Here is a 25,468-nt window from a genome sequence, read left to right on the forward strand (position 1 = left end):
TGCCCTCCATGCCTGGAACGAACCTCACCCGCGACGAGGCGCGTGCCCGCGCAGCCCTCCTCGACGTGCAGTCCTACGACATCGACCTCGACCTCACGACGGGCAGCACCAAGACGTTCCGATCCACGACGACGCTGAGCTTCACCTGCTCCGAGCCAGGCGCGGAGACGTTCGTGGACCTGGTCGGCGCCGACATCTCCGAGCTGACCCTCAACGGGCGTGAGCTCGACTGGAGCGAGCTCTACGCGCACGGTCGGATCCGGCTGACCGACCTGGCCGCCGAGAACGAGCTGCGGGTCTCCGCCGACATGCTCTACAGCCACACCGGGGAGGGTCTGCACCGTTTCGTCGACCCGGCCGACGACCGGGTCTACCTGTACTCCCAGTGCGAGGTGCCGGACGCGCGGCGCATCTACGCGACCTTCGAGCAGCCCGACCTCAAGTCGGTCTTCTCGTTCACCGTGAAGGCGCCCGCCCACTGGAAGGTCGTCTCCAACGCACCCACTCCCGAGCCGCTGGAGTCCCCCGACGGCACCGCGGTCTGGAGCTTCCCCGCGACCGAGCGCATGTCCACCTATGTGACGGCGGTCGTGGCGGGCGAGTACCACGAGGTGCTCGACGTCTACGAGGGCAAGCACGGCTCGATCCCGCTGGGTCACTACTGCCGGCAGTCGATGGTTCCCTACCTCGACACGGCCGAGCTGGTGGAGATCACCAAGCAGGGCTTCGAGTTCTTCGAGGATGCGTTCGGCTACCCGTACCCGTTCCACAAGTACGACCAGCTCTACGTGCCGGAGTTCAACAACGGTGCGATGGAGAACGCTGGGTGCGTGACACTGCGCGACGAGTATCTCCCGCGCAGCCAGCAGGCCCGCTGGTTCTACGAGCAGCGCGCGAACACGATCCTCCACGAGATGGCGCACATGTGGTTCGGCGACCTCGTGACCATGAGGTGGTGGGACGACCTCTGGCTCAACGAGTCGTTCGCCGAGTGGGCGGCCCACCATGCGGCCGTGCACTCCACGCAGTACGACGAGGCGTGGACCGGGTTCACCAACCACCGCAAGAACTGGGCGTACCGCCAGGACCAGCTCCCCACCACGCACCCGATCGCCGCCGACAACCACGACCTGGAGGCCGTGGAGGTCAACTTCGACGGCATCACCTACGCCAAGGGCGCCTCAGCCCTCAAGCAGCTCGTCGCCTACGTCGGCGAGGACGCGTTCGTGGCCGGCCTGCGGACCTACTTCCAGAAGCACGCGTTCGGCAACAGCGAGTTCGCCGACCTGCTGGCCGCGCTGGAGGAGACGTCGGGGCGCGACCTGGTCACCTGGGCCAAGGCCTGGCTGCAGACGTCCGGTGTCAACACCCTGGCCGCCGAGTTCACCCTCGACGACGCGGGCCGCTACGCCTCCTTCGCCGTGCGGCAGACCGCCGCGGAGGAGTTCCCGACGCTGCGGCCGCACCGCATCGGCATCGGCCTCTACGACGAGGTCGAGGGACGACTCGTCCGACGCACGTCCGTCGAGACCGACGTGGACGGCTCGTCCACCGACGTGCCGGAGCTGGCCGGCGCCGAGCAGCCCGACCTGCTGCTGCTCAACGACGGCGACCTCACCTACGCCAAGATCCGTCTCGACGAGCGCTCGCAGGCCACCGTCGTCGAGTCGATCCACACGCTCGACGACTCGCTGGCCCGCGCGCTGTGCTGGTCCGCCGCCTGGGACATGACCCGCGACGCCGAGATGTCGGCGGGCGACTTCATCACCCTGGTGCTCGACGGCCTGGGCAGCGAGACGGACGACACCGCGGTCAAGCAGCTGCCGGTCTACGCCCAGGTGGCGATCGAGCAGTTCGCTCACCCGAGCAAGCGCGACGCGCTGCGCAGGCGGTGGGAGCAGGGCTTCTGGCAGCTGCTCCGGTCGGCCCGCCCGGGCAGCGACAACCAGCTCACGTTCCTCAAGACGTTCGCCGGCACCCACGGCAAGCGGATCCCGCCGTCGTCGTACACCGGTGCCGGGCGCAGCCCCGAGGCGATGCGGTTCATGGCCGGCCTGCTCGACGGCAGCGAGAGCCTCGAGGGCCTCACCATCGACACCGACATGCGCTGGGTCCTGCTGACCGCGCTCGCCGCCGGTGGCCACGCCGACCGGGCCCGGATCGAGAAGGAGCTCGCGTCGGACAACACGATCACCGGGCACGAGAAGGCCGCGGCGGCGCTCGCGGTGCTGCCCGACCCGGACACCAAGGCGCAGGCGTGGGCCGACGGCGCGGTTCGCGACGGGGTGCCCAACGAGACCCAGCGGAGCATCGCCTACGTCTTCGACACGTCGGGTCAGCCGGAGGTGCTCGCACCGTTCCTGGAGCAGTACCTCGAGGCGGCGGACACCATCTGGGAGGACAAGGGCGTGCAGATCGCCTCGACCGCCCTGGAGTACATGTTCCCGCGTGCGCTCACCAGCCAGGAGACCCTGGACCGGGTGGACCGCTGGCTGGCCGAGTCGGAGGCCAACCCGGCCGCCAAGCGCTACGTGTCCGAGGCCCGCGCCGACATCGTGCGCGCCCTGAAGGCTCAGCAGGCCGACGCATAACGGGTGTGGAGAGCCGCCTAGCTCGGGCCGCCGTGCAGGAGGGTCGGCCTGCGCGCGTGCTCGGCCAGCTGCAGCACGCCGGCCGTGATGCCGCCCACCAGGTCGCCGGCCGCGAACGCGGTCTGCATCGACAGGGCGGCTAGCTTCACCTCGGCGTCGTCGAGGTCGCGGCGCGCCTCGGATCCGGTGATGATCTCCACGATCCGCGCGGCCGGGTCGACCAGGACGAGCACGGAGCGGCTCGGCGCGACGAGCGCACCGTGCAGCCGCTCGGCGAACGGCCGCGTCTCGCCGTCGGAGGCCCCGACGTACACCGAGAACTCGTAGCGGCACATCGTCTCGGCGTCACGGATGGCCTTGTCGATCTCGTGCTTCTGCGCGGCGCTGAACGCGTCACCAGCGGGCACTGGCTCCTCCTCGGTCGGAGGACGACTCGCCGGACTCGAGCTCGGCCTGCTCGTCGGCCTTGTCCAGACCACCACGAGGACCGCCGAACCACTCCGGCTCGTTGCGCCATGCCAGGCCCGGCTGGTACGTCGAGTCACCGCGAGCCATGCTCGGGATCGCCGTCAGCAGCGCGATCAGGAGGAACAGTCCAGCCGGGATCAGCACCAGCACGATGAGGAAGCTGAGCGGCGAGACCGGGTCGGCGGGCGGCCAGCTGGCCGGTCGCGACGCGAACGCCGGCGAGATCCCCGTCACTATCAGCAGCGCCGGGGCGAGGACCAGAGCTCGGACAACCGCGCGTGAGCGGGGAAAACGTGGTTTCGTCACGGACGACAGGGTATCCAAACCGGGTTTGAGACGGGCGATCCCCTCTGGTTAGTGTCCGGCGCATGAGTCTCCTCCAGACGGCCCCCACGTGCGACCCCGACGACCAGTGGTGTGTCTGGGTGTCGGAACTGACCGGGAACGACTGGCTGGCTCAGGCCGCCGACTGGCTCATCGCAAAGCCGCTGGCGCTGCTGGTCCTCCTGATCATCGCCTTCGTGGCCCGGTGGTTGCTGCACCGGATGATCGACCGGGTCACCAACCGCGCCGCCGAGGGCCTGCCGACGCCGATGCTGAAGCACAAGCCCGGCAAGGACGTCCCGGCGACGGTGCTGTCCGGACGGCGCGTGCAGCGCGCCCAGACGATGGGGTCGCTGCTGAAGAGCATCGCCTCGATCGTGGTGTTCACCATCACCGGCATCACCGCCCTGGCCCAGCTCGGCTTCGCGGTCGGGCCGCTGATCGCCAGCGCCGGGATCGTCGGTATCGCGCTCGGCTTCGGGGCGCAGAGCCTGGTGACCGACTTCCTCTCCGGCATCTTCATGATCGTCGAGGACCAGTACGGCGTCGGCGACGCGGTCGACCTCGGGGAGGCGGTCGGGACCGTCGAGGCGGTCGGCCTGCGCGTCACCCGGCTGCGCGACGTGGAGGGCACCGTCTGGTACGTCCGCAACGGCGAGATCATCCGGGTCGGCAACCAGAGCCAGAACTGGGCGCGCACCGTGGTCGACGTGCCGGTGTCACACGAGCAGGACCTCTTCCGCGTCCAGTCGGTGCTCAAGGACGTCGCCCACGAGGTGTGGGAGGACGAGGACTTCCGCAGCGTCATCCTCGAGGAGCCCGAGGTGTGGGGCGTCCAGGACATGACCCCCGACTGGATCACCGTGCGGGTGACGCTCAAGACCGCCCCGCTGGAGCAGTGGGGCGTGGCCCGCGAGATGCGCGAGCGGATCAAGGCCCGCTTCGACCACCTGGGCATCGAGCTGGCCCGCCCGGCACGCGTGCTCATCCACCGCGACAACCGGGCGGCCGGCGAGGACCTGGAGACCACGGGAGCCCCGGACGGATCCGGGACTCCCGCGTCGTCGTAGGTCGGGGATCGCCCCGGGCCGTCAGGCCAGCGAGGCGTCCAGCGTGATCGTCGTACCGGTCAGGGCCTGGGAGACCGGGCAGTTGGCCTTGGCGTCCTCGGCGTGCTTCTGGAACGCGTCGGCGTCCATGCCCTCGACGCTGCCGACCACGGTGAGGTGCACGCCCGTGATGCCCTTGCCGGGCTGGAAGCTCACGTCCGCCTGCGTGTCGAGCGCCTGCGGCGGCGAGCCGGCCTTGGACAGCCCCAGGGACAGCGCCATCGAGAAGCACGACGAGTGAGCCGCGGCGATGAGCTCCTCGGGCGAGGTCTTGCCGTTGGGCTCCTCGGCGCGGGCCGGCCACGACACGTCGTACGTGCCGAGCCCCGACGACTCGAGGCTCACCCGACCGGAACCGCCCTCCAGCAGCGGACCTTCCCAGTGGGTCTTCGCGGTGCGGGTGGTGGCCATGCACATCTCCTTCACGTAGGGGTGACAACGGGGTACCGGTCCGACTCTTGCCGGGAAGGGGACAATAGACAAGTGAGCGCACCAACGAGTGAACGTGACGACGAGACCTTCTACGACCAGATCGGCGGCTACCCGACGATCGCGAAGATCGTCGACCGCTTCTACGAAGGCGTCGCCACCGACGAGGTGCTCCGTCCGCTGTACCCGGAAGAGGACCTGGCGCCCGCCGCGGAGCGGTTCACGTTGTTCCTGGTGCAGTACTGGGGCGGACCGACCACCTACTCCGACCGGCGCGGGCACCCGCGGCTGCGGATGCGGCACGCGCCCTTCAAGGTCACTCCGAAGGCGCGGGACCACTGGCTGCTGCACTTCCGGGCCGGTCTCGACGAAGCCGGGCTCACCCCCGAGCAGGACACCCAGTTCTGGGACTACATCACCCACGCCGCGCAGTTCATGGTGAACAGCTTCGACGAGGACTGACCTCCCTCAGGCCGGCTCGAGCGCGCCCTCCAACACCTGCCGTTCGAGGTCGCGGAGCGGCCGGGAGCGCTGCGAGCTCATGTCGAACGCGACGAGCACCGCCTGGGCCCGCGACAGCACGGTGTGATCGTCGCTGATGTCGCTCGCCAGCGAGTACGACGACGTACCGACCCGGGTCACCCAGGTCCGGACGACGTACGGCTCCGGGCGGAACAGGATCGGCCGGCGGTAGTCGACGTCGATCCGGGCCACGACCGTCGCGAGGTGTGGCTCGTCGTCGGTGCGCATCGAGCGCAGGAAGTCGATGCGGGCCTCCTGGTAGTACTCGAAGTACTTGACGTTGTTCACGTGCCCGTAGACGTCGACGTCGGAGAATCGGACGTGGCAGGTGTACTCGTGCGGCATCAGGCCCCCTCCCCTGCCGGTTCGAGGAACCGACCGAGCACGTCACGTTCCTCGGCGGTGATCCGCCGGGGGCGCTCCTGGCTGAACACGTACGGCGTGAGCACGCTGTTGGCGCGCAGGTAGACCCGACGATCGCCGTCGGGAAGCTCGTCGAGCACCTCGTAGGCCATCGTGAACGTCGCCGCCCGGATCTGGGTCACCCACGACTCGACACGCACGGGCTCGGGCCGGAACACCAGGGGTCGGACGAACTCGACCTCGTGCCGCACCACGACGACGCCCTCCGCGAGCTCCTCGCCACCCTGCGCGGGCGCGTGCACCCGGAGCATGTCGACGCGCGCCTCCTGCAGGTAGTCGACGTAGACCACGTTGTTGACGTGCCCCAGCGAGTCCATGTCGGCCCACCGCAACGGGCAGTCGTAGATGTGTCGAGCCACACAGCCATCAAAACAGGTCTGCCCCCTATGGTGAGAGACGCCCTGCCACCCGTGAGATCGGAGCCCCCATGCCCGAAGCAGTGATCGTCTCCACGGCCCGGTCCCCGATCGGTCGCGCCAACAAGGGGTCGCTGAAGGACATGCGGCCCGACGACCTCACCGCGACCGTCATCCAGGCGGCCCTCGCGAAGATTCCCGAGCTCGACCCGAAGCAGATCGACGACCTCTACCTCGGCTGCGGCCTGCCCGGCGGCGAGTCCGGCTTCAACATGGCCAGGATCGTCTCGGTGCTCATGGGGTTCGACCACCTGCCCGGCGCCACCATCACCCGCTACTGCTCGTCGTCGGTGCAGACCACGCGGATGGCGTTCCACGCCATCAAGGCGGGCGAGGGTGACGTGTTCGTCTCCGCGGGCGTCGAGACCGTCTCCCGGTTCGGGAACGGTACGTCGGACGTTCCGGGAGCGCAGAACCCTGCCTTCGGGGACGCGATGAGCCGCACCACGCAGACCGCCCAGGGCGGCGTCGACTGGCACGACCCGCGCGAGGACGGCACGCTGCCCGACGCCTACGTCGCCATGGGCCAGACGGCCGAGAACGTGGCCAAGTTCCGCGGGCTCAGCCGGCAGGAGCTCGACGAGTTCGGGGTGCGCAGCCAGAACCTCGCCGAGAAAGCCATCGACGCCGGCTTCTGGACCCGCGAGATCACTCCGGTGACCACCCCCGACGGCACCGAGGTCTCCAAGGACGACGGCCCCCGGGCCGGCGTGACGCTCGAGGGGGTCTCGGACCTCAAGCCGGTGTTCCGGCCCGACGGTGTGGTGACGGCGGGCAACTGCTGTGCGCTGAACGACGGCGCGGCGGCCGTGGTGGTGATGTCGGACACCAAGGCCCGCGAGCTCGCCCTGACCCCGCTCGCCCGGATCGTCTCCACCGGGGTCACGGCGCTCTCCCCCGAGATCATGGGGCTCGGCCCGGTCGAGGCCTCCAAGCAGGCGCTGGCCCGCGCGAACATGACGATCGACGACATCGACCTCGTCGAGATCAACGAGGCGTTCGCCGCCCAGGTCGTCCCGTCGTACCAGGACCTCGGCATCGACCTCGACCGGCTCAACGTCAACGGTGGCGCCATCGCGGTCGGCCATCCGTTCGGCATGACCGGCGCCCGGCTGCAGAACACGATGATCAACTCGCTTGACTGGCACGACAAGTCCACCGGGCTCATCACCATGTGCGTCGGCGGCGGTCAAGGAATGGCGCTCATCCTGGAGCGGATGAGCTGATTCTGGGATCGCCGAGTGTCAGGTTTGGTGGCCCGACACGCGGCTCCTGCGTGCGCACGGGGAGGGCCCGCCGGCGTGGGCTGCCAACCGTGCAGTCGCTGCGGCGGCGCGTCGGCCGATAGCTCCGCCGTCAGTCGAGTCCGTTGCGGCCGCCGCGGCCAAGCCGCTTGACGCTCCCCGCACGGCCGTCCGCCCCCACCGCCTGGCCTGAACGTGCGCGGGCCCCCGGATCCAGGTTGGATCCGGGGGCCCATCGCATGAGAGGTGTTGCAGGCGGGAGTTACGCGCCCTGGTTCAAGATGGCCTGGATCGACAGGACCACGTTGACCTTGTCGCCGACCAGGACCTTGCCACCATCGAGCGGGACGTTGAAGTCCACGCCCCACTGCTTGCGGGAGATCTCCGTGGTGGCCTCGTAGCCGATCCGGGTGTTGCCGAACGCGTCCACGTCCACACCGAGGAACTCGACCTCGAGCTCGACCGGCCGGGTCACGCCCTTGATGGTGAGCTCGCCGGTGGCGGTGGTGCCGTCGAAGGCGGTGGTGTTGAAGGTCATCGGGCCGTGCTTCTCCACGTCGAAGAAGTCGGCGGAGCGCAGGTGGTTGTCGCGGGTCTCGTCACGGGTGTTGACCGAGTTCAGGTCGATCGTCGCGGAAGCGCGGAAGCCGTCCACCTCGTCGGTGGTGGCGATCGTGCCCTCGAACTTCTCGAACTGGCCGCGCACCTTGGTCATCAGGTGCCGGACCGTGAACCCGACCTCGGAGTGGCTGGGGTCGATGGTCCAGGTGCCGGTGGGGACCTTGGTGGACTGGGTGACGTCGATGCTCATGCGATTGTGCTCCTCAAAAGTTGTCGTTTCAACTACGGGACCAACGTACCAGGGTTTTATTGAACCTTCAATAAGCCGGGCGTACGATCGTCGTATGAAGACGGACACACAAGACGCGCTGTGGCTGGACGCTGCACAGCAGCGCGCCTGGCGCGCGTACCTGGTCGGCACCACGCTGCTGATGGACCGGTTGGACCGGGACCTCCGCGAGAAGCACGACCTGTCCCTTCCCGAGTACGAGATCCTCGTCCGGCTGTCCGAGGCGACCGACAGGCGGCTTCGGATGGCGGCACTCGCCGACTCGCTGAGCCACTCCCGCAGCCGCGTCACCCACACGGTGTCCCGGATGGAGCGCGCCGGCCTGGTCACCCGGGTCGCATGCGTGTCCGACGGGCGCGGCGTGGAGGCCAGACTCACCGACGAGGGGTTCCGGTTGCTGGAGGAGGCCGCACACACGCACGTCCGGGGCGTGCGCGAGCACCTGGTCGAGCTGGCCAGCGACGACGACTTCACCGCCGTCGGCCGCGTGTTCGACGCGGTCACCGACCACCTGGTCTCCGCGCAGCCGGGCCTCGACATCCGCTAGCGGCTCGCCGGAAGTCCCCTGCCCCGCTCGGGATGCCAGACTCCCGACCATGACCGCCATGAGCTGGGACCCGGCCGCCGCGCTCGGCGAGGAGCGGGAGCGCACCCGCGAGCGGCTCGCCGGCCTCACCGGCGACTACGCCGGGATCGTCGAGGCGTCAGTGGACTCCAACGCCGACGACGAGCACGACCCCGAGGGCGCCACCATCGCGTTCGAGAGGTCGCAGGTCGGGGCGCTCGTCGAGCAGACCAGGCTGCACCTCGCCGAGATCGACGCGGCGATCGCGCGGGTCGCTGACGGCAGCTACGGCACCTGCGAGCGGTGCGGCGGGGCGATCGCGCCAGGCCGGCTGGAGGCGCGACCGGTTGCACGGACCTGCATCACCTGCGCCTCGCGCTGATCTCGACGGGCTCGATCACCCGGGACAAGCCCTCAGTCGCGGGTGAGCCGCCGGTGCGTGACCCGGTGCGGCCGGGCGGCCTCGGCGCCGAGGCGGTCGATCTTGTTCTCCTCGTAAGAGGCGAAGTTGCCCTCGAACCAGAACCACTTGCCGCCGTCCTCGTCGTCACCCTCCCAGGCGAGGATGTGCGTCGCGGTCCGGTCCAGGAACCACCGGTCGTGAGAGGTGATCACGGCACAGCCGGGGAACTCCAGGAGCGCGTCCTCCAGCGACTGCAGCGTCTCCACGTCGAGGTCGTTGGTGGGCTCGTCGAGGAGCAGCATGTTGCCGCCCATCTTCAAGGTGAGCGCGAGGTTGAGCCGGTTGCGCTCACCGCCGGAGAGCACGCCTGCCTTCTTTTGCTGGTCGGGCCCCTTGAATCCGAAGGACGCGATGTAGGCACGGCTCGGCATCTCGAAGTTGGCGACCTTGATGAAGTCGAGCCCGTCGGAGACGACCTCCCAGACGTTCTTGTTGGGGTCGATGCCCCCGCGGCTCTGGTCGACGTAGGAGATCTTGACGGTCTGGCCGACCTTCAGCTCGCCGGAGTCCGGCTTCTCCTCCCCGATGATCATCCGGAACAGCGTGGTCTTGCCGACGCCGTTGGGGCCTATCACGCCGACGATGCCGGCGCGCGGCAGCTTGAAGTCCAGGTCGTGGATCAGCACGCGGTCGTCGAAGCCCTTGGTCAGCCCCTCCGCCTCCAGCACCACGTCACCGAGCCTGGGCCCCGCCGGGATGTTGATCTCGGAGACGTCGATCTTGCGGTTGCGCTCGGCCTCCGCCGCCATCTCCTCGTAGCGAGCCAGACGGGACTTGCTCTTGGCCTGCCGTGCCTTGGGGTTGGACCGCACCCACTCGAGCTCGCGCTCGAGCATCTTGGCGCGCTTGGCGTCCTTGGCACCCTCGACCTTGAGCCGCTCCTTCTTGGTCTCGAGGTAGGTGGAGTAGTTGCCTTCGTAAGGGTGCGTCTTGCCGCGGTCGAGCTCGAGGATCCAGCTGGCCACGTTGTCCAGGAAGTACCGGTCGTGGGTGACGGCCAGAACGGCGCCCGGGTAGCTGGCGAGATGGCCCTCGAGCCACTGCACGGACTCGGCGTCGAGGTGGTTGGTCGGCTCGTCGAGCAGCAGCAGGTCGGGCTGCTGGAGCAGCAGCTTGCACAGGGCCACCCGGCGACGCTCACCGCCGGAGAGGTGGTCGACGACAACCTCCGGCGGCGGGCAGCGCAGCGCGTCCATGGCCTGGTCGAGCCGGCTGTCGAGGTCCCAGGCACTGGCGTGGTCGAGGTCGGTCTGCAGCTCGCCCATCTCGGCGAGCAGCTTGTCGTAGTCGGCGTCGGGGTCGGCCAGCTCCTCGGAGATCTGGTTGTACCGGTCGAGCTTGCCCTTGATCGCGCCGACCGCCTCCTCGACGTTCTCGAGGACGGTCTTGCCCTCGCTCAGCGGAGGCTCCTGCTGCAGCATGCCGACGGTCGCGTCGGGGTCGATCGTCGCGTCACCGTTGGACGCGTGCTCGAGCCCGGCCATGATCTTCAGCAGCGTCGACTTGCCGGTGCCGTTGGGACCGACGACGCCGATCTTCGCTCCGTGCAGGAACGAGAGCGTGACGTTGTCGAGGACTACCTTGTCGCCGTGCGCCTTGCGGACGTTGCGCAGCGTGAACACATACTCAGCCATAGTCCGGCCAGCCTACGGTGGGTGACCCGTCGCCCCGAAATCGAGCAGCAGCGGCATCCGCGAGGATTCGGGACCGCTCACGCGGCGGTGTAGCCGGGCGTGGACCCCGGCTCCTCCTCACTGCTGCGCACCGGGTTGCCGAAGCTGTCGAAGCCCTCGAGGTCGGGCGGCTCCTGCCGGTTCAGCGCGTCTGCCTGCGCGTCGACGTCGCTCTCGGTGCGCTCGGTGCGGACCGTGCGCTGGAACGAGCTGGTCCCGCGGGCCAGGTCGTGGCCGATCATCGACGCCTCGATGCACAGCGTGGTCGACGACTGCCCGTCGGCGCGCTCCCACGTGTCGGTGCGCAGCCGGCCGTGCACGATGACCGCGTCGCCCTTGCGGATGGAGTCGCGGACGTTGTCGGCGAGCTGCCGCCACGCCGTCACGGAGTACCACGTGGTCTCGCCGTCGAACCATCGGCCGTCGCGCTTGAGCCGCGGCGTCGAGGCGACGCGCAGGTTGGCGACGCTGATGCCCTGCGGGTCGCGGAACGTGACCTCGCTGCCGACCCAGCCGTGCAGTGTCACGAAGGTGTCGTTCATTCATGCCTCCTCGTCGTGGGGGTACGACGGGGAGGCTGCCGGGCGGCTCCGACCGGGCCCGGACGCCATCGGGTCGCCTGGGGACGAACCGGCGGTCGGGTCGGCTGGGGACGCTAGCCGGCGCGGGCGGCGACGGCGAGACCGTCGCGGGTGCTGCGGTACGCCGCCAGCTCGACCTCGATGGGCTCGAGCACCAGGCGCTCCGCCACGTCGCTGATCGCCGCCCGCAGCCGACGGTCGACCGACCGCGCCTTCGAGCGTGCGGTCCAGCGCACCAGGAGGCGGCAGGCCAGCGCGAGCACGATGCCGAGCAGCACGCCCCCGACGAGCATCAGCGTCGGCACCGGCAGCCCCCGGTAGGACGGCGTCGCCGGCTCGGGCAGCCGCAGGTAGCCCATCACCGCGAGGGCGCCGAGCCACACCGCGCCGCCGAGTGCAGTCAGCAGCAGTAGCCACTGGAGGACCCTGACCAGCTGCCACCAGACCGGCGTGCGGGCCACGCCCAGGTCGGTGCCGGTGACGGCGGCGTCGAGGCCGTCGTTGACGTCGGGGAAGCGCGAGACCGAGGCCCGGCGTACCGCCTCCGACCACGGCCGCGGGAGCTCCGTCGTCACGTCCTCGGCCACGCTGCGGACGGCGGTGTCGACCCGGGCCCGCTGGACGGCGGTTGCCTCCGGGATCGAGGCCCGGGCCCGGCCGGTCAGCTGCTTGCCGCTCTTGCCGAGGTCGAGGTGCAGCCTCTTGAGCGGGTCCGGACGGAGCTTGCTCAGCCACTTGGTCACCGGCCACCCGGTCGCCTGCGCGGCCCGGACCCGGGAGGCCTGCTCGACCGCACCCACGACGACCGGCACGCCCGCGGCGTCTGCGAAGGCGTCCACGAGCTCGGCGCGCCGCTGCCGGCTCACCCCACCGGGGTCGGCAGCACCGTTGGCCGCCTGCATCCGCTGGGCCGAGGAGGCGACGTCCGCCATCAGCCGGGCCTTGGTCGCCTTCTTGGCGGCGACCCGCTCCGCGATCAGCTTCTTCAGCTGCGGGATCCCGTCGCCGTGCTTCGCGGAGGTGGCGAGCACCGGGACCTGGCCGAGCCCGTTGAGCGCGAGCAGACGCTCGACGTCGGCGACCATCTTGGGCCGCTCGGCCTCGGCCACCTCGTCGATGTGGTTGAGCACGACGAGCATCACCTCGGCGTGCCCCGCCAGGGGCTTGAGGTAGCGGTCGAAGAGCGCGGCGTCGGCGTACTTCTGCGGGTCGAGCACCCAGACGAGCATGTCGGTGAGCTTGACCAGCCGGTCCACCTCGACGTGGTGGGCCACCTCGGTCGAGTCGTGGTCGGGAAGGTCGAGCAGCACCAGCCCCTGCAGCTCACGGTCCTCGCGCTGCTCGTCGAGCATGCTGTCGCGGGAGACCTGGTGCCGACGCGGCACGCCCAGCCAGTCGAGCAGCTCGCCGGTCTCCGTCGACCCCCACGCGCACGACATCGTCCAGGACGTGGTCGGACGGCGTACGCCGATCGCGGCCAGGTCGAGGCCAGTGAGGGCGTTGAACGTCGAGGACTTGCCGGATCCGGTGGCCCCGGCCAGCGCGACGACGGTATGGTCACCACCGAGGCTGAGCCGGGTCGCCGCCCGCTCCGCGACCTCGAGCGCCTCGTCCACGAGGGAGTCGGCGAGTCGTCCCCGGGCTGCCTCCGCCGCGCGGCGGAGACCCTCGATGCGCTCCGTGACGTCGGTGCTCCGGCCGACGAGGCGTTTGGCCCCTTCGACGAGCGAGCTCACGACTCCTCACCACCCGGTGCGGTGCCGGACTCGGCGAACCGGAGATCGTCGACGGCGCGGGCCGCGTTGCGCAGGTGGTCGGCCGCGCCCTCCTCGATCCCCAGATCGGCGAGCACCGTGAGGAACCTGGCGCGCTCGCCGTCGAGGAGCTCCTCGACGCGACGGTTGAGGTCCTCGCGAGCGCGGGCGGCCAGCCGGCGTACCGCCTGGTCCCCGAACACCGCCTCGAGAAGCTTCTGCCCCAGCACCGCGCTGCCGCCGGCGATTCCCGCCTCCGCGCCGGTGACGCCTGCGGTGTGCGCGAAGACCACGATCATCAGCGCCACGGAGAGCCCGTTGACACCGAAGGCCAGGAAGCGTGCCGTGCTGCGCTTCTCGGCGCCCTCCTCGCGGACGAGCTCGAGGACGTCGTGCTGCCAGTCGCGGACGGCGCGCTCGGCCTCGGCGCGGAAACCACGCGAGGCGCGCCCGAGGTCGGCGCCCGAGTCCTCCACCAGGTCCTGCCCGGCCTGCACCGACCGCCATCCGGCCTGGGCCTGCTCTGCGGCCGACTCGGCGTGCTCGAGGATCAGCGTCTCCAGCCCGGACTCCACAGCGACGGTCACGCGCTCGACCTGCTGGGGCTTGCCGCGCACCCAGCCGACGACGCGGTCACGCAGCCAGCCGACCTTGGTCTCCAGCGAGCGGAGCAGCTCACCGGTCCCGACGAACTCCTGCCAGCGGGCGAGCACCTCGCCGCGCAGCAACGTGCCGTCGGCGCTGGCCTTGTCGACGGACACGATCGCCTCGTCATAGGCCTGGTCGACCGCCTTGCGCAGCCGCGTCACCATCTCGGCCTGGGCGGCGCTCGCGTCGGCGATGTCGTAGCTGCGGCGGGCGACGTTGCGCACGGCGCCGTCCAGCGTCTGCTTGACCACCGCCGTCCGCGCGTCGGCGTCGGCTGCGAGCGCGTGCAGCCAGTGCCGCACCTCGTCGACGGACTCGGCCGGGAGCAGGCCCTGCTCGTCCACCTTGCCCTCGGTGACCGTGAACAGCGGCGAGTCGCGCAGGCCCCGGGAGGTCAGCATCCGCGCCAGGTGGCTGGACACCTCGTCGACCGCCTCGGGTGCGGTGCGGTCCAGGACGATGGCGACCGCCGTGCTGCGCTCGGCCGCGGCCTTGAGGAAGTCCCACGGCACCTGGTCGGCGTAGCGCGCGGCGGACGTGACGAACAGCCACAGGTCCGCGGCAGCGAGCAGCTCCGCGGCCAGCGAGCGGTTGGCCTCCTCGACAGAGTCGATGTCGGGAGCGTCGAGGATCGCCAGACCGGCCGGGACGGACTCGGCCGCGACCAGCTGCAGCGTGCCGGTGTCGGTGCCCGCGCCCGTCGTACGCGCGAGGTGCGGCAGGATCCGCCCGCCCTCGAACCAGTCCGCGTCGGCCGGGTTGTGCACCAGCACGGGCGAACGCGTGGTCGGCCGGAGCACGCCGGGCTCGGTGACGCGCGTGCCGACGATCGTGTTGACCAGCGTCGACTTGCCGGCGCCGGTCGAGCCGCCGACCACGGCCAGCAGCGGCGCGTCGATCTGGATCAGCCGCGGCAGCACGTAGTCCTCGAGCTGGTCGACCAGCTCCCGACGGACGGCCCGGTGCTGCTCGGCCTGCGGTACGTCGAGCGGCAGTGCCGCCGCCTCCAGGGCAGCCCGCAGCTGGACCAGGGAGGTCACCATCGACGTGGACGTCATCGTTCCGCCCCAGGCCGGCCGGCTCCGGACAGCGTGGGCTGGGGGAAGACGACGTACGGCCTCAATGCCTGCAGTCGCTGCACCATGCCGGTGGCGCGCGCGGCGAAGTCGGCCGGCGCGGTGCCACGCAGGTAACGGTCGTGCAGGAAGCCGAGCTCGACGGCCTGCTGCTGGTACTCCTTCATCACCTGCTCGGCGACGGGACCGCCCACGGCGCGAGCGTGCCGGCGCGCCTCCCGGCGGGCGGGGAGCCGAACCAGCCACGGCACCTCGGCCCGGCCGAGGAAGCCGCGGTCGGCGGCGTCGCCGAGGGCTCGGGTCAGCATCGAGGCCTCGCGGTTGCGGGCCCACACCGCGAACCCGACCACGACGAGGAAGGCGGGCACCATCGCGAAGAGGTAGGTCAGCACGAAGTAGGAGCCGCCGGCGAGCGACGCCGAGCCGTTCCAGGCGGCGTGCGCGAGCACCGCGAGGAGGTAGCCGACGACCAGCGCGAGCCACCGGCCCGGGCCTCGCCGGGTCACGGCGTAGCCGACCGCCACCCCGATGAACGCGGTGAAGAGCGGGTGCGCGAACGGGCTGAAGATGCCACGTACGACGAAGACGCCGATCGCCGACCCGAGTCCGCCGGGGCCGATGCCCTCGCCGCCCATGTAGGCCGCGCCGAGGTAGAGGATGTTCTCGGTGAACGCGAAGCCGACACCGACCAGGCCGGCGTAGACGATGCCGTCGAGCACCCCGTCAATGGCGTGCCGCCGCCACCAGACAAGCAGCAGTACGAACAGCCCCTTGGCCGCCTCCTCCGTCACCGGCGCGACGATCGACGCCGACGCGGTGGCGTCGCTGCCGAGCACGACCGCGTCGAGGGACTGCAGGACGAGCGCGGCCGCGGTCGCGACGACGGCGCCCCAGCCGAACGCACCCGCGAGCAGCCGGGTGGGCTCCGGCTCGTAGCGGTCCAGCCACAGGAACGCCGCGATCACCGGCCCGACGGGCAGGACCGCAAGGAGCACGCCGATCACGAGGGCGCCGGGGGCACTGCTCGCGAACAGCACCATGGCCATCACCACCGAGCCGGCCAGCATCGCGATCGTGAGCACCACCGTGAACACGACGCTGCCGTGGCGACGCGGGGACTGGAGCAGGGCCGGAGGCACATCGGGCGTCATAGGCGGGGCGGCATGCCGCTGTCCGAGACCGCCTTCCCCGCTCATGGCGCAAAGCCTATCGGGACGGTGCGTCCGCTTCGTCCCGCGAGGTCGCGAGGTCGCGCACGTGCGTCGCAGCGGCCGGTCGCCTCGACGTACAGTGACCGCGTGAGCGACCACACCGAGACCGACGCGACTGCACAGCTCCCGCCTGAGGGCACCGACAGCAAGCCCGGGACGCAGGGGCACGACCAGCCGGTGCCGGAGGCGTACGCCTCGTTCATGCGTCAGGGCTGGGGCGACCGCGAGCTCGACCTGCCCGCGCACCCGGTGACCGCGTGGACGGCTCGACGGCGCGCCCGGCTGGCCGAGACCTTCCCGGGCGAGCGGCTGGTGGTGCCCGCCGGCACGTTCAAGGTGCGCTCCAACGACACCGACTACCGGTTCCGTCCCGACACCGCGCACACCTACCTGTGCGGCAACCAGACCAGCGACGCGGTGCTGGTCGTCGAGGACGGCGAGTCGGTGCTGTACGCGCGCCCCCGGTCCTCCCGTGACACCGACGAGTTCTTCCGCGACCGGCAGTACGGCGAGCTGTGGGTCGGCCGGCGGCCGTCGCTGCACGAGATCAGCAGCTCGCTGGGCCTCACGGTCCGCCACCTCGACGAGCTGCCGGGCCGGCTGCGGTCGTCGGCGAAGACCCGCGTGCTGCGCGGTGTCGACGCGTCGGTCGATGCCGAGGTGCCGGCCGACGAGGGCCGCGACCAGGACTTCGCACGCGTGCTGTCCGAGATGCGCCTGGTCAAGGACGAGTGGGAGCTCCGCGAGCTCACCGAGGCCTGCGACATCACGACGCTCGGCTTCACCGACAGCGTGCGCGAGTGGGACAACGTCCTGAAGTACGGCGAGCGCTGGGTGGAGGGCACCTTCTTCCGCCGGGCCCGGGCCATGGGCAACGACATCGGCTACGACTCGATCGTCGGCGGCGGCAAGCACGCCACCACGCTGCACTGGATCGAGAACTCCGGCCCGATCATCCCCGGCGAGCTGGTGCTGCTCGACATGGGCGTCGAGGGCAGGAACCTCTACACCGCCGACGTGACGCGCACGCTGCCCGTCGACGGCACGTTCACCGCTCTGCAGCGCGACCTCTACAGCCTGGTGCTCGGCGCCCAGCAGGCCGGCATCGACGCCGTACGCCCCGGCGTCGGCTTCCTGGAGCCGCACAACGCCGCGATGGCGGTGATCGCGCAGGGGCTCGGGGACCTCGGCCTGCTGCCCTGCTCGGTCGAGGAGGCGCTGTCGCCCGACAGCCGCGTCTACGCGCGCTGGACGCTGCACTCGACGAGCCACATGCTCGGCATGGACGTCCACGACTGTGCGCAGGCGTCGCGCGACACCTACCACGAGGGCGACCTGCAGGCCGGCATGGCGCTGACGGTCGAGCCGGGGCTGTACTTCCAGGAGGACGACCTGCTCGTCCCCGAGGAGCTGCGCGGCATCGGCATCCGCATCGAGGACGACATCGTCGTCACGGCCGACGGTTGCACGAACCTCTCCGCGTCGCTCCCCCGCGAGGCGGACGCCATCGAGGAGTGGATGGGCGCGCTGCGCGCCTGACGGCTCCCGCATCCCGCAGCGCTCGGGGCCGACGGGTTGTCCGGGCCATTCCCTGCGGTGACCGGGCCGGGCATAGTGGACGGATGGCCGAGGCCACCGCCACCAGGAGTTCGATCGTCCCACTCGCCGCGTTCGCCGCCGGAGCGGTGGTGGCGCTGCTCATCGGGGTGTACGGCTCCGTGCACGACCCGACCCTCGAACCGGTCACCCTCATGGGCTTCGGCTCGATGATCGCGATGAAGGTCTACCTGGCCCTCGCGGCCGCGGTGATAGCGATCGGCCAGGCTCTCGGCGGGCTGTGGCTGTACGGGAAGCTGGGCATCGCGGCCCCGCGCTGGCTGGGTACTGCGCACCGCCTGTCCGGGTTGGTGGCCGTCCTGCTCGCGACGCCGGTGGCGCTCAACTGCCTGTGGGCGCTCGGCTTCAACGTCGGCGAGGAGACCTCCACCCGGGTCCTGATCCACTCGGTCGTCGGGTGCGCCGTGTACGGCGCGCTGGTGGTGAAGGTGGTCGCCGTGCACAGCCGTCGCGGCCCGGGCTGGCTGCTTCCCGTCGCCGGCGGCCTCCTCTTCGCCACGCTGATCGTCGCGGTGTGGACCTCGGCAGTCTGGTACGTCGGCGACAGCGGCTGGCCGTCGGCGACCGCCTCCGAGTGACGGACCGCCTGCGTGCACGTGCTCATCGTGGACGGCGCCAACGTCGTGGGCAGCCGTCCCGACGGCTGGTGGCGCGACCGTCCCGGCGCGGCGGGTCGGTTGCGGGACCGGCTCACGACGGCGGACCTGCCGCATGACGAGGTCGTCCTCGTGCTGGAGGGCGCGGCGCGGTCCGGCGTACCCGCTGGTCGGACCGGTCGCGTGCAGACGATCCACGCGACGGGCTCGGGCGACGACGCGATCGCCGCGGAGGCCCACGCTCGCACGACGGACGGGTGGGACGTCACCGTGGTCACCGCCGACCGCGCCCTGCAGGACCGTGTCCGTGCGTCGGGGGCGAGCACGGTCGGCCCGTCCTGGCTCCTCGACCGAGTGTGACCCGACCGGCCCGCTCAGGCCGCCCGGCCGTCGGCCGTCGCCGCACGCACGTCGCGCACCAGCCGGCCGGTCAGGGCCCTGGCGTGCTGACAGTCTCCGCGCCCGGCGTCGGTCAGCTCCGCCAGCTCGACCATGCGCTCGACCACCTGCCGCTCGGACGACTCGTCCTCGTCAGCGCAGTGTTCGAGCCAGCGCGTGTACGCCGATGCGGCGACCGGGTTCACGCGCAGCGTGAGCGGCTTGCCGCGGAACCGGGTGCCTGGACGCGGGTGGGTCAGCTCCAGCCGCCGCGAGAACGCCACGACCCCCGTGAAGAAGGAGAGCACCAGGAGCGCCGCACCGGCGACCGGCGCGGCCGCGACCAGGCCGGCGCCGACGAAGATCCCGGCGAGGGCGGCGCCGGTCGCGACCGTGTACCGCCTCACGGCCGACCCGACCGCCGCGCGGTCGTCGGCCGTCAGCTGCGGGTGCGGGACGTCCCAGTCGGCGGTCGTGACCGGACGGGGGCTCGGCGGTGCAACGGAGGTCACGTGGAGAGCAGTACCCGGTTGGGCCCGGTTTGAGACATCCCGGCGGAGCCCTCTGACGCGCGGCCCCTGTCCGGGCAAACCCGGTCACAAACCTTGACTACCCCCTCTTCGGACTATGTCCGACCATCCACCGCCTCCGCTAGCGTCCGTCGGATCGGCGTGAGCCGGCCCCGAGCACCGAGCGTCGGGGCTTGACAGGGAGGTTTCTGTGAATCGGAGAACCACCAGCATCCAAGCGATCGCCGCCGGGGCGACGGTCGCGTTGTGCGGCTCGTTCGCCCTGGCGGGCTCCCCCGCGCAGGCGGCGGTCGCCACCGACACCGGCGCCCTGCGCGAGGCCGTCACCGTCGAGGGCATCGTGAACCACCTCGAGGAGTTCCAGGACATTGCCGACGCCAACGGCGACACGCGGGCGGCCGGAACGCCCGGGCACGCGGCGTCCGTCGCCTACGTCGAAGGGCTGCTCCAGGCCGCCGGGTACACCACCCAGCGCCAGGCGTTCACCTACGACCGCACCGACTTCGGGGACTCGGCGCTCGAGCAGGTGAGCCCCACCGCCACGACCTACACGCTCGGTGTCGACTACTTCCCGATGGACTTCTCCGGCGAGGCGGACGTCACCGCGCCGGTCACCGTCGTCGACGTGAACCTGGACGACGACCGCGCGACGACGAGCGGCTGCGAAGCCGACGACTTCGACGGATTCCCCGCGGGGGACATCGCCCTGATCCAGCGCGGCACCTGCAACTTCTCGGTCAAGGCCGACCTCGCCGCCGACGCCGACGCCGCAGGGGTCATCATCTTCAACCAGGGCAACGTCGACCCGAACGACGACCGCCTCGGGCTCTTCGGCGGCACCCTCGACCCGCCGCCGCGCACCATCCCCGTGGTCAGCGCCCCGTTCGCTCTCGGTGCCGAGTGGGCGACCACGCCGGAGCTCACGTTGCGGCTCAACGTCGACGTGGAGATCGTCCCGGTCGCCACCGAGAACCTCCTGGCCGACACCCCGACCGGGCGCACCGACCGCACGGTCGTGGTCGGCGGCCACCTCGACTCCGTGCCCGAGGGGCCCGGCATCAACGACAACGGCTCGGGGACCGCCGCCATCCTCGAGACCGCGCTGCAGATGGCCGAGCTCGGCATCGAGCCGGAGAACCGCGTCCGGTTCGCGTTCTGGAGCGGGGAGGAGGACGGGCTCATCGGCTCGAGCTTCTACGTCTCGCAGCTCACCCCACGCGAGATCAAGGGCACCGCGCTCAACCTGAACTTCGACATGATCGGCTCACCGAACGCGGTCAACTTCGTCTACGACGGCGACGGTGACGCTCTGGGCATCGCGGGCCCCAACGGCTCGGGCACCATCGAGGACGTCTTCACCGACTTCTTCACCGCCGAGGGCGAGCCCACCGAGCCGACCGACTTCGACGGCCGCAGCGACTACTTCGGCTTCATCGAGGCGGGCATCCCCGCGGGCGGCCTCTTCACCGGCGCGGAGGGCATCAAGTCACCGGCGCAGGCGGCCATCTTCGGCGGCACCGCCGGCACGGCGTACGACCCGTGCTACCACGCGGCCTGCGACGACATCGACAACATCGACGCCGACACCCTCGACGTCATGTCGGACGCCGTGGCGCACTCGACCCTGACCTTCGCCGAGACGACCTCTGCGGTCAACGGCACCGCGAAGGGCAAGGGATCGGGCCGGGTCGACTGGTCCTACAAGGGTGACAGCGCCCTGCGCTGAAGCCGGTTCCGAGAGCGGTCGGGGCCGTCACCACCACCACGGGTGACGGCCCCGACCGTGTTCCTGCCGTACCGAGTGGACGAGTTTCCGCACTCGTCATGTGACCACCCATCTGCCCCCGCCTCGGCATTCCTCATGCACAGATGAGGAGGCGAGCCCCCGTGGGCTCTGCAACACTGCGCCAGACCGGACGACAGACCCGGATGACGACAAGGAGCTTGTTATGGACGCCATGACCAACGACTTCGGAGACGTGCTGCTGTGGTCCTTCTGGTTCTTCATCTGGATTGCTGCGCTCATGGTCTGGTTCCGGTGCCTGTTCGACATGTTCGGTGATCACACGCTCAGCGGTTGGGCCAAGGCCGGATGGGCTGTGCTGCTCATCTTCGTGCCCTGGGTCGGTGCCCTGATCTACCTCATCGCCCGCGGCCGGAGCATGACCCAACGACAAATGACGAGGGCCGAGGAGCTACAGGCCGCTCAAGCCGACTACATCAAGCAGGTCGCCGGCGCCCCCGCTTCGGCAGCGGACCAGATTGCCAGCGCCAAGGCGCTCCTGGATTCGGGCGCCATCGACCAGAGCGAGTTCGACACTTTGAAGGCCAAGGCACTCGCCTGACGACACGCGCGCCCGACGCGTCATCCCGGGCGACATCGCGTTCCGCTCTCTGCGCGGACAGATCCACCCCTACGGGTGATGCCATCCGGTCGTGGTCGCTGAAGAGTGGGAACCCAATCACCAAGGAGCGCATGCCATGTCAGACGAGACCATCACTCCCGACCAGAAGATGAGGGCGGCCGCCGTCTCCGACGGCGCCTACACGCTCCTCGTCGCAGACTTCAGCGACACCAGCACGGCCTGGGAGGCGTACGAGGCCCTCAAGTCGGCCGAGGACGGCCGCACCGTCGAAATCGAAGGCGTCATCGTGGTGAACCGCTCCGCCGAAGGCAAGCTGGAGGTCCAGAAGGCGACGGACCACAGCACGAAGTCCGGGCTCAAGTGGGGCGTGGTCGGCGGCATCGCACTCGGCGTGATCTTCCCACCATCAATCCTCGGCAGCGCCGCGGTTGTCGGCTCCGTCGGCGCCCTCGCCGGCAAGCTGCGCCAGCGCCACCACCACGGCGAGCTCGAGCAGCAACTCGAGAACGCCATCCCGCCCGGGCACTCCGGTCTGCTCGCCCTCGTCTCAGACCCAGGAGCAGTCAAGATTCGGACGGCCCTCGAGCGGGCCGACGCCATCGTCGAGTCCGCCATCGACAAGGTCGAGGCGGAGGACATCAAGGCAGCAGCCAAGGAGGCCCAGCAGGCCGACGCCTGAGCAGAGCACCGGCGCTCTGAAGACCTGTGTCTGACCGCCGCCACCGCCCTGTCGTGGCTGCGCTGCGAGCCGGTCAGGAGGCTTGAGGCGTCAGGTAGGTGAAGTTCGCGGTGACGTCGGCGACGTCGTAGGAGTCGAAGCCGAACGTCCGGATCGTCCACTCGACGCCGACCTGGCGCTGGTACCGGGTGGCGTCCCAGGCGTTGTTCAGCACCGGCGACGACGTGACTGCCTCGCCCGGCGCGGTCGGCGACGTCGCCGTCAGGTTCGCCCAGCCCGACCCCAGCCAGCCCAGCGCGAGCTGCGCGGTGTCGACCTCGCCGTCCAGGGAGGGCCGGCCACGCATCGACAGCTGCGCCGACTGCAGACCACGGGGCGCGTTCAGGTCCGTGAGAGCCAACGACCCCGAACCGCGGGCCTCGTTCAAGGCCCAGCCGCAGCCGCTCTTGGACCGCAGGCTCGCCCCCGGGGCCGGATAGACGGTCGAGGCGAACACGGAGCCGCACGGCTCCGTCGGGGTGTCGTCCCCGCCGTTCGTCGACGCGCGTCCGCCGTCCCCGGCTGAACGGGAGCTTGCCGAGGCGGGAGCGGGTGTCAGCGTGCCGTTGACGGGGGCGACGGTGCGCGTACCGCTGGCGACGACCAGCGGGACCGCGGATACGCTCACGCTCATCGCCGGGGACGTGCCCTTGTTGCCGGCCGCGTCGGTGACGTCCATGTGGACCGCGTACGAACCGGCGGGCACAGCGGCGCCGGTGTCGTCGCGGCCGTCCCAGGTGACCGGGTAGAACAGCTCGTGACGGTACGCCTGCGGGGCCGACCGCACGACGTTCCCTGCCGTGTCCGTCACGACGAGGGTGACCTTGCTGATCCGCTCGCTGCGCGGGCCGCCCCACGCCAGCCAGCCGCCGTGGTTGAACGCGATCTGGTCGGTGATGACGGTCGTGTTCGGGTAGACGGTCGTGGAGCTCGCCTCGAGCGGCTCGGGCTGGTACCGGGTGTCGACGTACACGTAGGTGTAGTCGGACGCCTTCTTGATGCGGTCCTTGACCGGGTTGGCGAGGAGGGAGATCTCGTAGCGGTTGTCGCGGAGCACCTTGCCGCCGGGCTTCTTCCCGTCCCACCGGTACGCGTGCTTGCCGCGCGCGAGCGTGCCGAGCTTCTGGGTGAAGACGGCTTCGTGGGCGCCGGTGGTGCGGAGCACCTTCACGGTGACGACGGACTTCCGCTTGAGCGTGAACGGGACGCGGGCGCGGTCCTTGACCTTGTCGCCGTTCGGCGAAAGGGACACCGGCTGCTGCGTCGCGTCGATGAGGTTCGGGACCGTCACCTTCTTCGGCTTTGCGGCCTTGGCGGCTCCCGACGTCGGCGCCGCCGCCGTGGCCGCGGTGGCAGCGGTGGCCGGCAGCGCTGCCAACCCGGCGGCGATGGTCGCGGTGGCGACCCGGGCGAGCAGTGCAGTGCGGGTGCGGTTCATGCGGTCTGGATCTCCGTGTCGTTGAGCGGTCGAGGACGCGCTACTCCTGCGGGGCGAAGTATGTGTAGGTGAGAGTGACGTCGGCGACGTCGAACGAGTCCGCGCCGCGGGTCACGACGGTCCACGCCACCGTCTTGGGTTGTGTGGTCACCGGGCGGCTGTAGTGGGTCTGCGGCGGGACGGTTGTGGTTTCGGTCGCGGTCGCGGTGACCGTCTCCTGCGCGACCGCGGGCGACGGTACGCCGCGCGGCGTCTCGATGACGCCGTTGAACCCGAAGGAGGGCCCACCCAGCGTCAGCGTGGCGGAGTCGGTCTCACCCGGCACCGTCGGCTGGCCGCGCATCGACACCCGGGTCGAGTACACGCCGCCGCGCGGCGCCGCGTCGAACGTGAGGTTGTCCAGCACGACCGCACCGGTGGCGTACGCGCCCCTCGCGGCGAAGGAGTCGGTGCACGTCTCGTCGGACCGGTAGCTCGTCGCGCCCGCGTTCGGGTACACCTCGGAGGGCACCACCTTGCCGCACGGGTGCGGGCTCACCACACTGGGCGCAGGGGGAGCCACGACGGGTGCCGGCGCGGTCCCCGCGAGCACCTCGGACGCCTTCCACGTGCCCGTCGGCGGCAGCACGAGGGTGCCGGTCTTCTCGACCAGGGCCTTGTCGGAAATTCGCACCGTGGTGGTCTTCGACCTGCCCTGGTTCCCGGCCCGGTCGGTCACCTTGAAGCCCAGCGTGTACGTTCCGGCGGGCAGCGGCTGGTCGGTGGCGTCGCGGCCGTCGAACACGGCGGTGAGGATCGGACGCCACCCGCCGCTGGCGACGACCCTGCGCACGACCCGGCCGTCCGCGTCGCTGACCCGCAGCACGCCGCTGCCGACCGAGGCCAGTCGACCCTTGCCGCGCAGGGTGACCGCGAGCGCGTCCCGCAGCACGGTGGTCTTCGGGTACAGGATGTCGAGGCTGGTGGCCGGTGTCCTGGGCAGGTCGTACTCGGTGTCGACGAAGACGTTCGCCGAACGGACCTGCACCTTGCCGTCGGCGCTCGCGCGCGCGGTGAACGTCGCGGTGTACTCGCCGTCGCGGACGACCTTCCCGTTGGCGTTCTTCCCGTTCCAGACCCAGCGGTGCGAGGTCCCGCCGGCGCCGCCGAGCTTGCCAGGCTCCTCCTTGAACACCAGGGTCCGGTCCGTGGCGCGGCGGACCTTGACGGTCACCTTCGCGCCCTCACGGACGCTGACGGACAGCTTGACCTTGTCTTGGACGTGGTCCTTGTTGGGCGAGAACCAGGCCCGCTCAGGCGAGACGCTGAGGATGGGCCGCCAACCGTCGGCGTGCGCGACGGGCGCCGTCGCGACGGACGTGATGGCGGCCAGTGGGGCGGCGATGGTGGCTGCCGCGACGATCATGCCGGCGGCGGCGCGAAGTGAACGCGTGGTGTTGGACCGTGCGCTCACGGTGACGTGAAGCACTGAGTTCCCC

At 70.6% G+C, this 25,468-nt stretch carries 26 protein-coding genes; 12 read left to right on the forward strand and 14 right to left on the reverse strand.

Going from position 1 to position 25,468, the window contains the following annotated elements:
- The first annotated feature begins 8 nt into the window (after nucleotides 1–8).
- The gene (gene pepN / locus VFH10_RS15240; protein WP_325130038.1) at nucleotides 9–2,591 is read left to right on the forward strand and encodes an aminopeptidase N; all 2,583 of its coding nucleotides are present in this window, start codon (nucleotides 9–11) and stop codon (nucleotides 2,589–2,591) included.
- A gap of 17 nt (nucleotides 2,592–2,608) precedes the next feature.
- On the opposite strand, the gene VFH10_RS15245 is transcribed toward pepN, so the two are convergent.
- Together VFH10_RS15245 and VFH10_RS15250 are read right to left on the reverse strand one after the other, a co-directional pair.
- The gene (locus VFH10_RS15245; protein WP_325130040.1) at nucleotides 2,609–2,998 is read right to left on the reverse strand and encodes a DUF5130 family protein; all 390 of its coding nucleotides are present in this window, start codon (nucleotides 2,996–2,998) and stop codon (nucleotides 2,609–2,611) included.
- The gene (locus tag VFH10_RS15250) at nucleotides 2,985–3,365 is read right to left on the reverse strand and encodes a hypothetical protein (protein WP_325130042.1); all 381 of its coding nucleotides are present in this window, start codon (nucleotides 3,363–3,365) and stop codon (nucleotides 2,985–2,987) included. Before VFH10_RS15250 ends, VFH10_RS15245 begins: the two co-directional genes overlap by 14 nt.
- Before the next feature lie 62 nt (nucleotides 3,366–3,427).
- On the opposite strand from VFH10_RS15250, the gene VFH10_RS15255 reads away from it, so the two are divergent.
- A complete protein-coding gene (locus VFH10_RS15255) occupies nucleotides 3,428–4,453 on the forward strand; it encodes a mechanosensitive ion channel family protein (RefSeq protein WP_325130044.1) in 1,026 nt (341 codons plus the stop codon).
- A gap of 21 nt (nucleotides 4,454–4,474) precedes the next feature.
- Here the strand turns inward: VFH10_RS15255 and VFH10_RS15260 are convergent, their stop codons facing one another.
- Complete coding sequence (locus VFH10_RS15260; protein ID WP_325130046.1) at nucleotides 4,475–4,903, reverse strand: OsmC family protein; 429 nt, start codon at nucleotides 4,901–4,903, stop codon at nucleotides 4,475–4,477.
- Between the two features lie 72 nt (nucleotides 4,904–4,975).
- On the opposite strand from VFH10_RS15260, the gene VFH10_RS15265 reads away from it, so the two are divergent.
- Nucleotides 4,976–5,383: a globin gene (locus VFH10_RS15265; protein WP_325130048.1), complete on the forward strand. Its 408-nt coding sequence runs from the start codon at nucleotides 4,976–4,978 to the stop codon at nucleotides 5,381–5,383.
- Between the two features lie 6 nt (nucleotides 5,384–5,389).
- Here VFH10_RS15265 and VFH10_RS15270 read toward each other — a convergent pair whose 3' ends face one another.
- Together VFH10_RS15270 and VFH10_RS15275 are read right to left on the reverse strand one after the other, a co-directional pair.
- The gene (locus VFH10_RS15270; protein WP_325130050.1) at nucleotides 5,390–5,788 is read right to left on the reverse strand and encodes a thioesterase family protein; all 399 of its coding nucleotides are present in this window, start codon (nucleotides 5,786–5,788) and stop codon (nucleotides 5,390–5,392) included.
- Nucleotides 5,788–6,225, reverse strand: coding sequence for an acyl-CoA thioesterase (locus VFH10_RS15275; RefSeq protein ID WP_325130053.1), 438 nt, complete (start codon nucleotides 6,223–6,225; stop codon nucleotides 5,788–5,790). Before VFH10_RS15275 ends, VFH10_RS15270 begins: the two co-directional genes overlap by 1 nt.
- Before the next feature lie 68 nt (nucleotides 6,226–6,293).
- On the opposite strand from VFH10_RS15275, the gene VFH10_RS15280 reads away from it, so the two are divergent.
- Complete coding sequence (locus VFH10_RS15280) at nucleotides 6,294–7,508, forward strand: acetyl-CoA C-acetyltransferase (protein WP_325130055.1); 1,215 nt, start codon at nucleotides 6,294–6,296, stop codon at nucleotides 7,506–7,508.
- A 280-nt stretch (nucleotides 7,509–7,788) separates the two neighbouring features.
- On the opposite strand, the gene VFH10_RS15285 is transcribed toward VFH10_RS15280, so the two are convergent.
- Nucleotides 7,789–8,337, reverse strand: coding sequence for a YceI family protein (locus VFH10_RS15285; protein ID WP_325130057.1), 549 nt, complete (start codon nucleotides 8,335–8,337; stop codon nucleotides 7,789–7,791).
- Nucleotides 8,338–8,431: 94 nt separating this feature from the next.
- On the opposite strand from VFH10_RS15285, the gene VFH10_RS15290 reads away from it, so the two are divergent.
- Nucleotides 8,432–8,923, forward strand: coding sequence for a MarR family winged helix-turn-helix transcriptional regulator (locus tag VFH10_RS15290; RefSeq protein ID WP_325130059.1), 492 nt, complete (start codon nucleotides 8,432–8,434; stop codon nucleotides 8,921–8,923).
- Nucleotides 8,924–8,972: 49 nt separating this feature from the next.
- Nucleotides 8,973–9,323: a TraR/DksA family transcriptional regulator gene (locus VFH10_RS15295; protein WP_325130061.1), complete on the forward strand. Its 351-nt coding sequence runs from the start codon at nucleotides 8,973–8,975 to the stop codon at nucleotides 9,321–9,323.
- Between the two features lie 32 nt (nucleotides 9,324–9,355).
- Here the strand turns inward: VFH10_RS15295 and ettA are convergent, their stop codons facing one another.
- The 5 genes from ettA to VFH10_RS15320 all read right to left on the reverse strand — a co-directional run bounded on the left by ettA (nucleotide 9,356) and on the right by VFH10_RS15320 (nucleotide 16,332).
- Complete coding sequence (ettA, locus tag VFH10_RS15300; protein ID WP_325130063.1) at nucleotides 9,356–11,038, reverse strand: energy-dependent translational throttle protein EttA; 1,683 nt, start codon at nucleotides 11,036–11,038, stop codon at nucleotides 9,356–9,358.
- A 77-nt stretch (nucleotides 11,039–11,115) separates the two neighbouring features.
- Nucleotides 11,116–11,619, reverse strand: coding sequence for a single-stranded DNA-binding protein (locus VFH10_RS15305; RefSeq protein WP_325130065.1), 504 nt, complete (start codon nucleotides 11,617–11,619; stop codon nucleotides 11,116–11,118).
- A gap of 113 nt (nucleotides 11,620–11,732) precedes the next feature.
- Nucleotides 11,733–13,394: a GTPase gene (locus VFH10_RS15310; RefSeq protein ID WP_325130067.1), complete on the reverse strand. Its 1,662-nt coding sequence runs from the start codon at nucleotides 13,392–13,394 to the stop codon at nucleotides 11,733–11,735.
- Entirely contained in the window at nucleotides 13,391–15,118 is a 1,728-nt protein-coding gene (locus VFH10_RS15315; RefSeq protein WP_325130069.1) for an ABC transporter, read from the reverse strand. The genes VFH10_RS15310 and VFH10_RS15315 overlap by 4 nt, the downstream gene beginning before the upstream one ends.
- The gene (locus VFH10_RS15320) at nucleotides 15,115–16,332 is read right to left on the reverse strand and encodes a PrsW family intramembrane metalloprotease (RefSeq protein ID WP_325130071.1); all 1,218 of its coding nucleotides are present in this window, start codon (nucleotides 16,330–16,332) and stop codon (nucleotides 15,115–15,117) included. Before VFH10_RS15320 ends, VFH10_RS15315 begins: the two co-directional genes overlap by 4 nt.
- A gap of 102 nt (nucleotides 16,333–16,434) precedes the next feature.
- Between VFH10_RS15320 and VFH10_RS15325 the strand changes: the two genes are divergently transcribed.
- From VFH10_RS15325 to VFH10_RS15335, 3 genes are all read left to right on the forward strand, one after another.
- Entirely contained in the window at nucleotides 16,435–17,886 is a 1,452-nt protein-coding gene (locus VFH10_RS15325) for an aminopeptidase P family protein (RefSeq protein WP_325130073.1), read from the forward strand.
- Between the two features lie 83 nt (nucleotides 17,887–17,969).
- Nucleotides 17,970–18,542, forward strand: coding sequence for a DUF6529 family protein (locus tag VFH10_RS15330; protein WP_325130075.1), 573 nt, complete (start codon nucleotides 17,970–17,972; stop codon nucleotides 18,540–18,542).
- Nucleotides 18,543–18,554: 12 nt separating this feature from the next.
- Entirely contained in the window at nucleotides 18,555–18,920 is a 366-nt protein-coding gene (locus VFH10_RS15335; RefSeq protein WP_325130077.1) for an NYN domain-containing protein, read from the forward strand.
- 14 nt (nucleotides 18,921–18,934) lie between these two features.
- On the opposite strand, the gene VFH10_RS15340 is transcribed toward VFH10_RS15335, so the two are convergent.
- A complete protein-coding gene (locus VFH10_RS15340) occupies nucleotides 18,935–19,450 on the reverse strand; it encodes a hypothetical protein (protein WP_325130079.1) in 516 nt (171 codons plus the stop codon).
- Nucleotides 19,451–19,658: 208 nt separating this feature from the next.
- Here VFH10_RS15340 and VFH10_RS15345 point away from each other — a divergent pair, with 208 nt between their 5' ends.
- From VFH10_RS15345 to VFH10_RS15355, 3 genes are all read left to right on the forward strand, one after another.
- Nucleotides 19,659–21,194: a M20/M25/M40 family metallo-hydrolase gene (locus VFH10_RS15345; RefSeq protein WP_325130080.1), complete on the forward strand. Its 1,536-nt coding sequence runs from the start codon at nucleotides 19,659–19,661 to the stop codon at nucleotides 21,192–21,194.
- A gap of 223 nt (nucleotides 21,195–21,417) precedes the next feature.
- Nucleotides 21,418–21,813, forward strand: a complete 396-nt coding sequence (locus tag VFH10_RS15350) for an SHOCT domain-containing protein (protein ID WP_325130082.1) — start codon at nucleotides 21,418–21,420, stop codon at nucleotides 21,811–21,813.
- Between the two features lie 136 nt (nucleotides 21,814–21,949).
- Complete coding sequence (locus tag VFH10_RS15355; protein WP_325130084.1) at nucleotides 21,950–22,513, forward strand: DUF1269 domain-containing protein; 564 nt, start codon at nucleotides 21,950–21,952, stop codon at nucleotides 22,511–22,513.
- Between the two features lie 73 nt (nucleotides 22,514–22,586).
- On the opposite strand, the gene VFH10_RS15360 is transcribed toward VFH10_RS15355, so the two are convergent.
- Both VFH10_RS15360 and VFH10_RS15365 read right to left on the reverse strand, forming a co-directional pair.
- Nucleotides 22,587–23,990, reverse strand: coding sequence for a FlgD immunoglobulin-like domain containing protein (locus tag VFH10_RS15360; RefSeq protein ID WP_325130086.1), 1,404 nt, complete (start codon nucleotides 23,988–23,990; stop codon nucleotides 22,587–22,589).
- Nucleotides 23,991–24,030: 40 nt separating this feature from the next.
- Nucleotides 24,031–25,443, reverse strand: a complete 1,413-nt coding sequence (locus VFH10_RS15365) for a hypothetical protein (protein ID WP_325130088.1) — start codon at nucleotides 25,441–25,443, stop codon at nucleotides 24,031–24,033.
- Nucleotides 25,444–25,468 lie beyond the last annotated feature (25 nt).

Origin of the sequence: Nocardioides sp., from assembly GCF_035697785.1 — a bacterium.
Lineage (GTDB): Bacteria > Actinomycetota > Actinomycetes > Propionibacteriales > Nocardioidaceae > Nocardioides_B.